Origin of the sequence: Natrialba sp. PRR66 (assembly GCF_034808065.1) — an archaeon.
In the GTDB taxonomy this organism is placed as follows: domain Archaea; phylum Halobacteriota; class Halobacteria; order Halobacteriales; family Natrialbaceae; genus Natrialba; species Natrialba aegyptia.
The window spans coordinates 239,470-254,047 of sequence record NZ_JAXHGN010000007.1 but is presented as its reverse complement, the minus strand read 5'-3'; the positions used below and the strand labels follow the sequence as shown (position 1 = coordinate 254,047).

At 58.3% G+C, this 14,578-nt stretch carries 12 protein-coding genes and 2 pseudogenes; 13 read left to right on the top strand and 1 reads right to left on the bottom strand.

From position 1 onward, the window contains the following. Positions 1-366: 366 nt before the first annotated feature. Positions 367-477: pseudogene (locus SM755_RS21920) on the bottom strand (IS6 family transposase); the annotation flags it as partial. A 1,069-nt stretch (positions 478-1,546) separates the two neighbouring features. Between SM755_RS21920 and SM755_RS21915 the strand changes: the two are divergent. The 13 genes and pseudogenes from SM755_RS21915 (at position 1,547) to SM755_RS21855 (ending at position 14,569) form a co-directional block, all read left to right on the top strand. After that, positions 1,547-2,089: a fumarylacetoacetate hydrolase family protein gene (locus SM755_RS21915; RefSeq protein WP_323174644.1), complete on the top strand. Its 543-nt coding sequence runs from the start codon at positions 1,547-1,549 to the stop codon at positions 2,087-2,089. 604 nt (positions 2,090-2,693) lie between these two features. Next, positions 2,694-2,858 carry a hypothetical protein gene (locus tag SM755_RS21910; RefSeq protein WP_323174559.1) on the top strand — a complete coding sequence of 55 codons (165 nt, stop codon included), beginning with the start codon at positions 2,694-2,696 and terminating at the stop codon, positions 2,856-2,858. A 329-nt stretch (positions 2,859-3,187) separates the two neighbouring features. Beyond that, the gene (locus SM755_RS21905; protein WP_323174558.1) at positions 3,188-4,363 is read left to right on the top strand and encodes a mandelate racemase family protein; all 1,176 of its coding nucleotides are present in this window, start codon (positions 3,188-3,190) and stop codon (positions 4,361-4,363) included. Between the two features lie 91 nt (positions 4,364-4,454). Then, a pseudogene (locus tag SM755_RS21900) lies at positions 4,455-4,916 on the top strand (DDE-type integrase/transposase/recombinase). A 215-nt stretch (positions 4,917-5,131) separates the two neighbouring features. After that, on the top strand, positions 5,132-6,658 hold the full coding sequence (locus SM755_RS21895; RefSeq protein ID WP_323174557.1) for an aldehyde dehydrogenase family protein: 1,527 nt from the start codon (positions 5,132-5,134) through the stop codon (positions 6,656-6,658). Positions 6,659-6,661: 3 nt separating this feature from the next. Further along, the gene (locus SM755_RS21890) at positions 6,662-7,087 is read left to right on the top strand and encodes a hypothetical protein (RefSeq protein WP_323174556.1); all 426 of its coding nucleotides are present in this window, start codon (positions 6,662-6,664) and stop codon (positions 7,085-7,087) included. A 287-nt stretch (positions 7,088-7,374) separates the two neighbouring features. Further along, positions 7,375-8,529: a cobalamin-independent methionine synthase II family protein gene (locus SM755_RS21885; RefSeq protein ID WP_323174555.1), complete on the top strand. Its 1,155-nt coding sequence runs from the start codon at positions 7,375-7,377 to the stop codon at positions 8,527-8,529. A 530-nt stretch (positions 8,530-9,059) separates the two neighbouring features. Next, positions 9,060-10,070: a hypothetical protein gene (locus SM755_RS21880; protein ID WP_323174554.1), complete on the top strand. Its 1,011-nt coding sequence runs from the start codon at positions 9,060-9,062 to the stop codon at positions 10,068-10,070. Positions 10,071-10,126: 56 nt separating this feature from the next. After that, complete coding sequence (locus SM755_RS21875; protein WP_323174553.1) at positions 10,127-10,267, top strand: hypothetical protein; 141 nt, start codon at positions 10,127-10,129, stop codon at positions 10,265-10,267. After that, positions 10,254-11,432 carry an ABC transporter substrate-binding protein gene (locus SM755_RS21870; protein ID WP_323174552.1) on the top strand — a complete coding sequence of 393 codons (1,179 nt, stop codon included), beginning with the start codon at positions 10,254-10,256 and terminating at the stop codon, positions 11,430-11,432. The genes SM755_RS21875 and SM755_RS21870 overlap by 14 nt, the downstream gene beginning before the upstream one ends. Before the next feature lie 626 nt (positions 11,433-12,058). Continuing rightward, complete coding sequence (locus tag SM755_RS21865; RefSeq protein ID WP_323174551.1) at positions 12,059-12,364, top strand: hypothetical protein; 306 nt, start codon at positions 12,059-12,061, stop codon at positions 12,362-12,364. After that, positions 12,361-13,533, top strand: a complete 1,173-nt coding sequence (locus SM755_RS21860) for a DUF4350 domain-containing protein (protein WP_323174550.1) — start codon at positions 12,361-12,363, stop codon at positions 13,531-13,533. Before SM755_RS21865 ends, SM755_RS21860 begins: the two co-directional genes overlap by 4 nt. 31 nt (positions 13,534-13,564) lie before the next feature. Beyond that, positions 13,565-14,569: a MoxR family ATPase gene (locus SM755_RS21855; protein WP_323174549.1), complete on the top strand. Its 1,005-nt coding sequence runs from the start codon at positions 13,565-13,567 to the stop codon at positions 14,567-14,569. Positions 14,570-14,578 lie beyond the last annotated feature (9 nt).

The window sequence follows — 14,578 nt, the reverse complement described above, 5'->3', positions numbered from 1 at the left end:
CGGGAGAGGGCAGCCAGATATCCATACCTACCGACGAGAAACACGGTGACGGAAAGTTCGTGTTTCTCGGTCAATCGATGCATAAATGCGGCGGCTGAGTCAGTACTTTGCCGTCCGAAGAGTGGATAGGATGGAGACGTTTGAACTCGGTATTTATTGCAGTAGATACCCAAGACTAGTTGCCGGTTCTCTCGACAGGAGTTCAATCAATGGCGACCCGCGGTAGTGTCGCCGTCCGCAGAACGCGGAGCGCTCTGCCGCCACGGCGAATCTGAGTTCGCCAACCACTGGAGATCGAAATTCTCCAAGCGGCCGTACGAAAACACTGCTCCCGTGATCGTCCAGAGATAGAACACTAACAGTGAACCGATATACGGAGTGCCGGATTGGTTGGCGAGAGCGTTTTACGCCAACTAAGCGAAGAATAGCGTGTATCGCTCGGAGCGAACAACCGGTCACGTGTAGCCGGGCGGCGAAGACCGTGGCGAGGGTTACCATCCGCTCATGCTCCACGGTTCAGCAGATGTCGCCACGTCACACTCACTGAGCAGTCTGCGAGCAGCATAGCCAACCTAGTGCCCCGACCTGTTCGCTTCTCAAACCGGCCTACTAGACAGTGCCGTACTCACTAGTAGGAGTTCATCTTGAGGCGATTGTATTGTGTATTCCGGGCAATATAGATTGCTAGACAAGCTGTCGGTACCCGATCACTCTCGAGTGACAACCCGCGATTCGTGCCAAGATGTATCGACTTCGGTGAATTCGATACGCCAGTCGTCTCGCGTGATTTGCTCCCGTCGACAGAGGATATCTACGCGAGGCCTCCACCACTCCTCCGTCATCGGAGATCACGTCTCAACCGAGCACTGGGTCACGTGAGACACAGGTACTGGAGTTCACATTCCTCTCACCTGTTCCGGTATTGCCGGATAGGTTTCCCGCTCTTGAACGCTGATGCTGAGCCGTCTTCCGGAATATCACTGCTGAGTATCTTGTACCGCCTCTTTAGGAAGGCCGGCCGTCCACTCAATGAATTACAAGGGTGCTATCGTAAATACCGTGGTGTCATATTGAAGAAAAGCGTTTGTCGTGGAAAGTGCACGGTCAGGTCCCCGTCTACCGCTCGATAGTGACGATAGTAGTCGTCTCGGGAGTTCACTGGATCGTGAACGGGTCGTGATCGATTCTGAGCTGTCTCAGAGGAGATTCGAATCGCAGGATCACGGCCGTCGCAGGTCGGTTGCGCGATCACGGGTGGCGTGGTCCGCTGTCGTTCAGTGCAACTCATTCGATCGATTCGGGGTCAAGGCTTCTCAGTGGATATCGGTCTGCTCTTTCGCTGACCCATTAGTCCGGTATTATCGGATAAACCGGTGTAAGTCGCTTCTTTGGTAGGAATTTTGCCCGATTACGTGTCGAAATGTGGCTCACGGTGATCCTCGATCCCCATAGATATCATATCCCTGATTGAAAGAACGTATAACATGGCAGTTGGGCTGAATTTCGGTTAACTTTCTCGCCCTGTTTCCGCCATTGTCGGAAGCAGATTACTTCGGAGCTCTCCGGTCATCCGGGACACTTCGTCCATCCGTCGGCGCTCAACGAGGTCGACTACGAGGTCGAACTCGGCGTCGTCATCGGGCGGACCGCCAAAGACGTGTCCGCGGACGACGCCTCGGACTACATCGCCGGCTACACGGCGATAAACGACGTTAGCGGTCGCGGCACCCAGTTCGCCGACGAGCAGTTCTTCCGCGGAAAGAGCTACGATACGTTCGCCCTGATGGGCCCGGCGCTCGTCCCCGACGCTCGACTCGATCCGTCGCAGTTGGACGTCGCCTGTCGCGTCAACGGGGAGACGATGCAGTCTTCGAACACGCAGGAGTTCATCTTCAACATCGATGAACTCGTCGAGTACATCAGCGGTATCACGACGCTTCGCCCGGGAGACGTGATCTCGACCGGGACGCCCGGCGGTGTCGGCATTTTCCGGGATCCGCCGGAACTGCTCGAGCCCGGCGATACGGTCGAAGTCGAAATCGATGGAATCGGAACTCTGGCGAACCCCATCGTCGCTGAGCGCGAGTAGTATAGTCCCACCGAGACGGACTGCTGTCAGTCAGTGCCGTCGCATCCGCAACCGTCTGCGAGTGCGCCGGGAAATGACACAGTAGATCGGGTGAAAGTCAGTGCACACCCGATCATACGACGGCTGTGCGAGTAGCGTGTGAACAGTTTCAATCGGAACTCTATACTCCCTCGTCAGTACGTAATCTGCGCGAGAACGCGGCTCACGCAGTTTGGCGGCGGTTTCGATTACGGTTCGACAGCGAACACAGGCGAACGGTGACGCCACTCGAACGCTTCGTTCGAGGACGACTGTCTCTCCGAGTTCGCGACTATCGGAAGCCGTTTCGATTACACTGAACGAGAACGCTCGTTCGAACGGCCCAAAATAGACCTCTGTGACCCACAATCAACAGTATACGCTCTTGGGCGCCAGCATGGCGGAGTATGGGGCGAGTTGCACGCGGTGGAATTTCGACTGGTGAGCGGTTCAGTTTCCGGTAGTACCGGAACAGAGCCACTCTCATCGTAGGCAGGATACGGTAGACAATACGATCGAGAATGTCGATTGTCTGTAGAACAGCGGGTTCTTTACGGGATCGACCCGATACGCGTCGGTTGTAAGCGTGACAACTACCGCAGATTGCGAGTTCACGATCGGCGTCACTGATACTGAACACCACCCAAACGTGTTCCGCTGGTTCGACGCGGTCGCGACGGAACGCGAGTCGGCGACCGTCGGGAAGCCGGGATCGACCGGTACCGAATTACAGACATACAACCGTAAATGATGGGCGAATTTCGATGGCAATGGCCGAACGAAGTCGCTCGCCGCGAACCGACATCCGACTCACGGTGCCCATCGTTCAGTATTAGAGAACTCGACGGTAACGTGTGTTCGAAATTTCACAGTCGGTTGCAGACAGTCGCTCTCGAGTAGGATACCACCCGATGGAGTACCGAGAGCGGGTGTGCTACGCTATCCGACAACGGGCGTAATTCGGCCGTTCGCCCTGTTGGAAAGCGCGTCCAGGAGAGTTCAGCGCTGTATAACGCCCGAGTTCGCGTGATCGGTGCTCGTTCAGGGAAATTTATAGTGCTGGTCATCAGACACCGTCGTATGGCACCGACGATAACGAAGATCGAGAGTCGGGAGTTCGAGTATCCGCTCGAGGACGTCGGAACCGACCAAAACGGGTTCAACCTCGTCTACGATCCCGGTGAGACGACGTGGCGCAAACTGTTCGGAATCACAATCTACACGGACGTCGGCATCACCGGCGAGTACGTGGGTGGGAACTCGCCCGGAGCGGCCCAGATCAACATGTTCGCCGATTACCTCGTCGGACGAAATCCGCTCAAGCGGGAGAAACACTGGAGCGAGATCAAGCGGGCGCTCCGGAAGTACGACCGAATGGGAATCGGCCCGATCGACATCGCCCTCTGGGATTTCGCGGGAAAGTACTACGACGCGCCGATTCACGAGCTGCTCGGAACCTACCGCGAGTCGATTCCAGCTTACGCCTCGACGTACCACGGCGACGAAAACGGCGGACTGGACTCGCCAGAGGCCTTCGCCGACTTCGCTGAGGCCTGTCTCGAACGCGGCTTCCCGGGCTACAAAATCCACGGCTGGGGCGGCAGCGACGCGAGCCGCGAGATCGACCGCGAACTCGATGCGATCGCGGCCGTCGGCGAGCGCGTCGGCGACGAGATGGACCTCATGTTCGATCCGGCCTGCGAGTACGAAACGTTCGGTGACGCGCTCAAAGTCGGGCGTGCGCTCGACGACCACGAGTTCTTCTGGTACGAAGACCCCTATCGTGACGGCGGCATCTCCCAGCAGGGACACCGTCGGCTCCGGGATCATCTCGATACTCCAATCTTGCAGACCGAGCACATCCGCGGCCTCGAATCCCACGCCGACTTCGTCGTCGGCGACGGGACCGATTTCGTCCGCGCGGATCCGGAGTACGACGGCGGGATCACCGGAGCGATGAAAATCGTCCACATGGCCGAGTCCTTCGGCCTCGATGTCGAGTTCCACGCCCCAGGACCGGCCCAGCGCCACTGTATCGCCGCGACGCGCAATACGAACTACTACGAACTCGCGCTGTTGCATCCCCGCTGTCAAAATACGCAGCCGCCAGTTTACGAGGGCGGCTACTCGGATATGATCGATACGATCGACGACCGGGGCCACGTCACCGTACCCGACGGGCCGGGTCTCGGTGTCGATTACGACTGGGGCTACATCGAGGAGAACGGGACGGGCTCGGTCCACGTCTACGAGTAAGCCTCGTTGACGGACACTGCAGGCACGATCGGGACCGGTGGGACCGCCGGGGTGAGACTCCTCGGCGTGTTGGAGCGCTAGTTTGACTCCGCTGCTCGCAGACCTGCTCACCGAGTGTGACGCGATGGAATCTGCTAAACCGTGGGAACGTGAGCGGACGGCGAAGCCGTCGCGGGTCGCTATTATAAGGTCGCTGTCTAGATTAATGACGAGTGGTCTTGGGTGTATGCTGCAACAGACATAGAATCAAAGTGAATCCGTGATGGCGCAGTCTGTGGTCGTTGAGGCGCTGATCCAGCCGCTGCATTTCTGCACCGATTGGCCAAGAAACGCGATCTTAGCAGCACGATGTTTCTTGTCGATGGCGACGGCTCGTTGACTGCCCTCACGAGTAGGATTCTGCGATCAGTTCGACTGCGTCAACCGATATCGCATCGAAAAGCGGTTTCACAGGCTCAAAACACGCGTTGATCGATTCCAGAACTCGCCGGTTGGCAGTCGGGCGACCGTTGGAGGTCTGCTTGTCCATTTTGCACATTACTCTAACAAATAATGAGCGAACCAATCACGAAGCGGATAGGTAAAGCGGAGATGCTAAACTAGACAGTGCCCTATAGAGGGACGTGTCATAAATCAGCCGTGTTGCCCATACGCAGTTAACTCTGTGTTCTAACCAAAAGTCCACTGGCCATTCGTAACCAATATCAGTTATTGTGTGTAGTCCTAGTCATATGGTTTTATGTGCTGGATAATGGTTGTTTGCATGGAATGTCTACTGAATCTCAGCCAGTCAGCGATCGAAAGGACAACATCGAACAACGCCATCAGGAGACCGCAGCGGACGTCGTTCCGCCGAACCTGAAGCTCTATATCGGCGGCGAATGGACAACGAGTTCGTCGGGAGAAACGTTCGAAACTCGTGACCCGACGACCGGCGACTCGCTCGCGACTATCCAAGCGGGGAATCACGAGGACATCGATCGAGCGGTGGAGGCGGCATGGACCGCCTACGACGAAATGTGGTCGGACTACACAGCAGCGGACCGGCAGCGCGTTCTCGAGGAAATCGCGGACCGAGTCGAGGAAAATAAAGAGGAGTTCGCCCTTCTCGAAACGCTCGATAACGGGAAGCCGATCAGTGAGTCCAGAGTCGATATGGAGCTCGTCGCCGACCACTTCCGCTATTTCGCCGGTGCGGTCCGCGTCAACGGCGGCGAGACGATCCCGAGCGGCGGTGATAGCCAGCACGTCCAAACGATTTCCGAACCGTACGGCGTCGTCGGCCAAATCATCCCGTGGAACTTCCCGCTGTTGATGGCGGCGTGGAAGCTCGGCCCAGCACTCGCGGCCGGAAACTGTTCCGTGCTCAAGCCGGCCGAAGAGACGCCGTTGACAGTCCTCAAGCTCATGGAGGAGGTCGATGACGTGCTCCCCGACGGGGTTGTAAACGTCGTCACTGGATTCGGTCCCGAGGCCGGCGAACCGCTGGCGACGCATCCGGATATTCGGAAGCTTGCGTTCACCGGCTCGACCGAAATCGGCAAGCAGGTAATGGCACAGGCCGCCGAGAACGTCCACGACGTGACACTCGAACTCGGTGGGAAGAGTCCGCTGATCATCTACCCCGATGCGGATCTCGATAAGGCGGTCAACACGACGATAACAGCCATCTTCTACAACACGGGTGAGTGCTGTTCCGCGGGTTCGCGGCTGTTCATCCACAGCGACATCAAAGGCGAGTTCCTCGACGCCTTGGCGTCCACCGCGGAGGATCTCGTCATCGACGATCCGCTCCTCGAAGAGACGACCCTGGGACCGAAGGTGACCGAAGAACAAGCCCAAAACACGCTCGAGTACATCCAGGAGGCGCGTGATGCCGGTGCCGATTTCATCACCGGTGGAGACGTGCCGGACGACGAAGCACTCGAAGAGGGAAGCTTCGTTTCGCCGACGCTGATCGACAACATCGACCACGACAATCGCGCCGTCCAGGAGGAAATCTTCGGCCCGGTCCAGGAAGTCTTCGAGTGGACCGACTACGAGAAGATGATCAAACTGGCGAACGACGTCGACTACGGACTCGCAGCGGGCATCCTTACGAACGACCTGACGAAAGCCTATCAGACGGCAAAAGACATCGAAGCCGGGACCATATGGGTCAACCAGTACAACTCCTTCCCAGCCGGGCAACCCTTCGGCGGCTACAAAGAGTCCGGTATCGGTCGTGAGATCGGATACGAAGCGCTCGCCGACCACTATACGCAGACGAAAACCATCAACGTCGCGTTGGAGTAGGCGATGCGTGATCCGGTCTCGGTCCCGTTCTCCGAATGGGACGGCGAGCACGCCCGCCATCTTACCGTCGCACCTGACGGCAGTGTTTACGTCGTCCCGTCGGGTACCCACGAGCGCTTGCATCAACTCGTCGTTGGGAACTCGGCTATCGGAGCGCAGTTCGACGGACCGACCGGAACAAAGGTCGAACTCGCGCTTGCGGGCTGGGTGCAACTCCAGAGCGATCAGCTGATCGATCGAGTCAACGTCGACGCCCCCGACGGATTCGACGACACTGAACTCGTCCGAACGTTCGCCCGAATGCACGAGGCCGGATCGATCGCCGTCGCACTCCATCCGTCGGGGGAGGTACGGACGTGCACGATTCCCGAATTATCTCTCCCCGGTAACGGGGATCGCGTGCCGATATCATTGGGAGACGAGAACTAATACCGTTCGACTGAATCCTCAATGCAATCGAGCGGACAACCCGACACGTGCGTACTCAAACCGGAACAAGAATACTCCCGCTGACAAAAATCGGCCCGAACCCGCGAACAGGTGTACCACTGGCTATCGTTGCGGGACGAACTGCACGGTATTCGTGCCAGCGGTGACGGAGCGACAGTCTACGGTGCCTTGAGCACCGTCGGTTCAGCGTAGCCGCCACGCGTTCCGTCGATGGAATAATACCACCAGTTATATTACTGTATATGATTATTACTCTAGAGAGTACAATGACGAAGACCACAGATCGGATCCACACGACTCATATCGGTAGTCTCCCGCGGCCGCCAGAACTACTGGAACTGCTTAAAAATCGCCAAGACGGGGAAGACGTTGATGAAAGCGAGTGGACCACAACCGTCGCAGACGCCACGAATGCCGTCCTCGAACGACAGGCCGAGGTCGGCCTCGATGTCGTCAATAACGGCGAACAGCCGCGAGTCTCGTTCAACTGGTACGTCGCGGACCGGTTAAGCGGCATCGACGGCACGCGCGAGCAGGATCTCTGGGCCGACCTGCAAGCGTTTCCGGAATACGCCGAGGAGACGTTCGAGACCGATATCATCGACCTCGCGATGCAGCCTGTCGTCACCGGTCCCGTCGAGTATACCGGCCACGAGGAGGCCGAAGCTGAACTCGACGGATTCCGCGACGCACTCGAGGCCGTTGACACCGACTTTGAGGGAACGTTCGTAACCTCGGCATCGCCGAGCGTCGTCGCAACCACACACGTCGACGAGTATTACGATTCGTACGAGGAGTTCCTCTTTGCCGTCGCGGACGCGATGCAAGCGGAGTACGAACTGATCGCCGAGACCGAAATGACCCTTCAGATCGACGCACCCGAACTGCTCACCATCGGCCAAACGGCGGCCTACGCGGACGAATCCCTCGAAGAAATCAGGGACGCTACTCGCCTCCACGTCGAGGCACTCAACAAGGCATTGGAGAACGTTCCCGCCGAGCAGGTTCGCCTTCACACCTGCTGGGGAAGCTACGAGGGCCCGCACCACCTCGATACGGATCTCGTTGACCTCCTTCCAGAAATCTACGATGCCGACATTACGGGACTAAGTGTCGAACAGGCAAATCCTCGCCACCAGCACGAGTACCGCGCGTTTGCGGAACATCCGCTTCCAGACGGTTGGACGCTGCTACCAGGCGTTGTCGATGTGAAGACGAACATCATCGATCACCCTGAGACGATCGCGGACCGTCTCGAACGCGCCGCCGATGCGGTCGACGACGAGACGCCGCTGGTCGCCGCACCCGATTGCGGCTTTGGGACGCAGGCTGGCCTCGGCATGGTCCACCCCGAAATCGCGTGGGCGAAACTCGAGGCGCTCGTCGAAGGTGCCGAGATCGCGACCGACCGAATCTACTGACAGAATCCTATATCATTCAGTATTCATGATTCGGAATAGATCGAAGTACACGTATTTACACCGAGACAATGAGACGTGTTCGTCTTTACTCGCATTCCTTCAGAGGTACCGTCTTGCCCGTTCGCTTCGTCAATAGTCACAAGATCATTTGAAGGCGATCATAGCGGCAGTTACCGTCTATAGAGACTACCCACGAATGCGAGTTCAGTTGGACATCGCGGACAGTAGAACGAGTCAGCCGTCGGTATTGTATCTGTCTTCGCAGATGGAAATAGGTTCGGAATACCAGATCACGAAGATACTAGAGAAAAGGATAATCGTGATCGACACCGGTCGTGAAGACGAACCGATCGAAATCGAACGACACCATCGAACGACGATCTCGAGACCGGGGATATTCCCAGGAGCCATGGTCGACTGCGGACAACTACGACAATTTTCTGAAGCGGTCACGACCGCCGCTTCAGGCGACTGTCAGAACGTTTTTCCTGTGTTACTCTGTACGTATCTGTAATACGTATCGATCGACAATGGATGACCCTCTTGACCTGCCGAGTGACGAACTGATCCAGCAACTTCGAGGGAGTAGCCGCGAGCAGATCTGTAATCGACTCGAGGGATATCGCGAGGCAAACGCCGACGTACAGAAAGAACTCGTTCGAGCGTTGCAATCGATCGCAGTCGAGCAGCCGGCCGTACTCACGCCGTTCGTTCCCAAACTGCTCCCGTTTCTCACCGCCGAAGAACGATCGGTTCGACTGACGACCGCGAAGCTGTTCGTTTCCCTATCGAAGACGAGGCCCGACGCGATAGTCGATACTGCCGACGTACTAGCTGCTCGACTCGCCGATAAGTCGGAGTTCTACTACGTCCGGGCGCGATTGGCCGAGACGCTCGGGTACGTTGCAGTCGAGTATCCCGAGAAAACCACGACACCGGACCTGCTCGCGGATCTCCGGACTGGCCTCTCGTTCGACGAACCGGAGGTAAAAGAAAAACTGGCGAAAGCCCTCGCCTACGTCGCACTCGGCAACCCACGTCGATTGCGCCACTGGATTTCGGATCTCGCAGCCCATCTCGATGCCGAGGACGAACTCGTCCGCTATTATCTTAGCACGGCGATTGTGGCAGTCGGCTGTGAGCAACCGGCCGCACTGTCTGACAGTGTCGACGAACTCGGTTCCCGTCTCGACGACGAGTGTCCGTACGTCCGCGGACGTGCGGCCGAAGCACTCGGGTTGCTCGCGGGTGCTACTTCGGACACGTCGATAGTTCCGGACGAACGGCTTGCCACCGTCGGGTCGGCGAGTGACGAGCCGTTTGTGACCGAACGCACACGATTTGCGCTTGCTCGTCTCGAGAACGAGAGTTCAGTCGACTCCGGTGACGGGATCGCCTCGCTCGAGTCGATCCGCGATCAGGTGGACGAAATTGCCGACGCAATCGCGTCACCGGACGGGGAATGTACTCAGTGTGGGGGTTCGCTTCCAGAGGGTGGACCGCCGATGTGCCCACGCTGCGGGACGCCATATCGAGGATGATTCGTAGGCAAGCCAAAAACGAAGCAGTTATTATATTTTAGGCCAGCCTAAATAGTATGTCAAGCATCGGCGCGGCATGCGGGGGGCCGGCGCGGCAGGAGTGTGTGATGTACGGTGGGACAGTTGCGGCCGGCGGAGCTCTCGCCGGCTGTACCGGCGGAACGGGAAACGGGGGGTTCTACCATGACGACGGGTAGTGATCCGGAGACGACGAGACAGTCGACGCGACGGGACGTCATGAGATACGGTGGTACAGTCGTCGGGGCTGGCGTGCTCGCCGGGTGTCTCAATAGTGGGCTGGTCGAATCGGAGAGGCCAGGCGAGACGGGCTATACCGTCGAAATATCGCCCGTGGGTGAGGTGTCCTTCGACTCACCGCCGGAAACCGTCTTCACCCGCTTGACACACCATGCTGGAATGGCGTTTGCGCTCGGGCGTGGGAATGCCGTTAACGCAATGCACGCACCCGAGTATTACGATGCACTGTGGAACCAGTTCGTCGAGCGCCTTCCGGGTGTGTCGCTCGATTGGACGGGACTGTACTCCTCGTGGGAGCCCGACAAGGAGACATTGTACGAACTGAACAGTGATATCCATCTCGCTGATGTTGCAGGGATCACGCAACTCAGTAGCTGGACCCGTGATGACATCGACGAGATTGCCACGAAAATCGCGCCGTGGTTCGGAAATTCACTTAGCGATCGTCATCAAGAACCGGCTGGAGAGTGGGCGGATGGATACCAGTATTACGGTTTGTGGGAGCAGTTCGAAATCGTCGCCGAAGCCTTCCAGGAGCAAGAGCGGTATCGGGAACTGGCAACGATACGGAGGGAATTGCTCGACACGATCGAGGCGGATCTCCCATCGGATGGAGCCCGTCCGACCGTCGCGCTAATCGGACTGAGCGAAATCGAGAGCCCATACGTCTATACCACCGATGCGCCCGGATTTCTAACCGCACATCTGCGGCCGTTCGATCCGCTGGACGCGTTCGATTCGTCCATCGGCTCCGGCGACCAGGTGGATATGGAAGCCATGATAGACGCTGATCCCGACGTGATCTTCACACTCGGCGGGATGGTTCCAGAGACGGATATGGCGACGTTACGAACTGAACTGCGCGAGCACGCAGTCGGCCAAGAACTCGCTGCAGTCGAGAACGACCGCGTGTATGCACAGGGCGCGCGCTACCAGGGACCGATTCTGAATCTCTTTCAGATAGAGATGACCGCGAAACAGCTGTATCCCGACCGGTTTGGAGACTGGCCGACCTATGAAGCGGGGGCCTATCCCGAAATCCCGGACGACGAACAACTCTTCGATCGCCAGCGGGTTGCAGACATCATTACCGGTGATACCTAACCGATCCGTGGGAACGGCCGGGTGTGACCATGATCGCTATCGAGATCGCCGGTTACAGCCGATTCAGGTTCGTTCTGCCGCGCAGATAATTACATTCGTACCGCTGTAAACGACGTGAACACCAGCACTGGTCGTTCGACGAGTTCAGTGCGTGCAATTGTCGGGTGCTGGAGTGAGTCAGCTCGCGCCGCGGTCGTTTGAGAGCGGTGGCTTTCGCCACAAACCGGTTGCCTGAGGGAAAATCGTAGGAAGGAGTCCGTCACAATCGCGGTAAGAATCCGGCGCGAGATCGGGGTGTGCGATAGTAGCCGTGATTACTTCGGGGGAGTGACGCCGCTGTAGCCGTACTCGCACACCATTGCAAAAACAGAAATATAATTATCATATGTCATAAATCCGGGCGTAAAACAACCGACGCGGAGACAGTAGACTGGCCGTCGGATTCGAGGTCATCAGAGCGAACACCGCTTTGATCCAGTGGTAATAGCTAGTGGATACTGAACGGTGGCTGGTGATTTCAGTGGTGGTTCGTCGGCACTCGTAGGCGACGCCTGTATCGGGAGGTGCCCCAGCGGTCCGACGATGATAGGACGCTGTTACCGGAGTGACGACCCATAGGTTTAGATATGATGCCCTATCAGTTCGAAGTACCAGTGGCACACCGTCGACTGCAGTTCGTTCGCGGACAGCTCGCGTGGATGCTGACACTCGTCATCGCCCTGTCGGCCGTTAGCCTGTTTTCGTACGAATTGTTCTTTGTCGGATCGCTACTCGGGTTTCTGCTTCTCGTCGAACTGACTGCGCCGGTTACCGTCCGGCCGCAGTGGAGACGACGACTGACGTGGGTCGTTCTCGTCGGTTTCGTCGCCTTCATCCTCGCCGTCGGTTACCGGTTCGTCGAAGTTCTACCGCCGGAGGTGATACCGTGGTGAACGATGCTGGGCGATCGGCGTCCGGACCAGCAGTGTTCGATCGACGGTTCGAGTGGCCGACGCTTCTTGCGTGGGCCCTCGGAGTCGCGGTAGTTAGCACGCTGCTCCTGACCGCTGTGACCTCGACGGCGGCGTTCGATCCGTTCAACCCCTCGTGGAACGGGACGGCAGACCTCCGAAATCACCTCGAATCCGATCCCGACGTGGAGAGCGAATTGGTTCGCGACACGAACTCGTACGAGACGGCAGATCCGGACGAAACGGTTGCGATCGTCATCGCACCTGACGAGCCATACACCGGCGCAGACGCAAAGCGAGTTCAATCGTTCGTCGACGAGGGCGGAACGCTCGTCGTCTTCGAAAACGTTGGAGCCGAGGGGAACGCCCTGCTCGAATCCGTCGACGCCGACGCTCGGGTCGATGGACGGCTGCTTCGCGACGAACAACACTACTATCGCGGCCCGAAGATGCCGATCGCGACCGGCGTCGCGAACCACTCGATAACCGCCGACGTCGACCAGTTGACGTTGAACCACGGAACGGCAGTGAATCCCGGATCAAACGAGACGACCGAACTCGTCACGACGAGCAGTATCGCGTCTCTCGAGGGTGATGGTGGCGATACCGGAAACGGAACCCACATCGGAACGCATCCGGTTGCAACAGCCGAATCCGTCGGGGACGGCCGCGTTATCGTCGTCGGCGATCCGAGCATTACGATCAACGCGATGCGCGAACGACCGGATAATTCCGCGTTCATCCGCGGACTATACGAGGACGAGGAGCGCGTCCTACTCGATATCTCTCACGTTGCTGATCCACCCGTGCTGGCGATGACGATAGAGACGGTACGTGCGACGCCGCTCGCGCAGACGCTCGCCGGAACCACCGGTATCGTACTCATCGCCGCACTGGCTGGCCACCGCATAACACCGCTCTGGCGGCGGCTCACGAGGTGGCGATCACGTCGGTCACGCTGTCACGAACTCGAAGAAACGCTGACGGATGCCGGACGATTCTCTAACGCGCAGTCGGGCGATTCCAGACAGGAAAATCGACGACGCCGTTCGGACCGGATTCAACGCGTGAGAGGCGACGATACCGATATCCATCCCCGGCGCGATACTCCGGAGTGGAACCGACGAGACGAGCGGACCGACGACGACTGAACCGACACCCGATCGATACGCATCTATATCAATGAGCGAGAACGAACCGATAGTCGACGACGCCAGTACGAACGCCTCCGCAGCGGTCTACGACGCATTGCGAACCGAGATCGATCACGTGCTCGTCGGCAATGACGACGCGGTAGAATTGCTCACGATCGCACTGCTAACGCGCGGTCACCTGCTCCTCGAAGGGGTACCCGGGGTCGGGAAGACGACGCTCGCGAATAGCTTTGCGAAAGCGAGCGGACTCGCGTACAACCGCATCCAGATGACCCCCGACATCCTTCCTGCTGACATCACCGGGACGCAAATGTACCGCGAGCACGACGGTACGTTCGACCTGCAGCGCGGACCGGTGTTTGCAAACCTCGTCGTCGCGGACGAGATCAATCGTGCGACGCCGAAGACCCAAAGCGCCCTTCTCGAGGCGATGCAAGAACGTCGCGTTACGATCAGCGGAGACACCCTGGAGCTGCCGATACCGTTTATGGTGATCGCGACGCAGAACCCGCTCGAGATGGAGGGCGTCTTCGAACTGCCGGAGGCACAACTCGATCGCTTCCAGTTCAAGCACCGAATCGACCTCCCCGACGAGGACGCTGAACGTGAACTCGTCGATCGCTTCGACGACAACCCGGAACTCGGTCCGGAAACGATCGAGCAGGTCATGACGGACGAGCGATTGCATCGTGCACGCGAGTATGCGTCGTCGGTTTACGTCGCCCCGCCGCTCAAGGAGTACCTGATCGATATCGTCACCGCGACACGAGAGCACCCGGATACGGCTCACGGCGCATCGCCACGAGCGACGCTCGTCTATCTCGACGGCATCAAAGCGAGCGCGGCGATCAACGGCCGCAACTACGCCATTCCGGACGACGTGAAGGCGCTCGCAGAACCGACCCTCGTCCACCGGCTCGTGCTCGCCACCGACGCCGAACTGAGCGACGTGTCGCCGGACGAGGTCGTCACGGACGTCGTCGAATCGGTGGCCGTGCCGAGCACCGACATCCTCACGCCGGATGAGCAATGACGGAGGAAT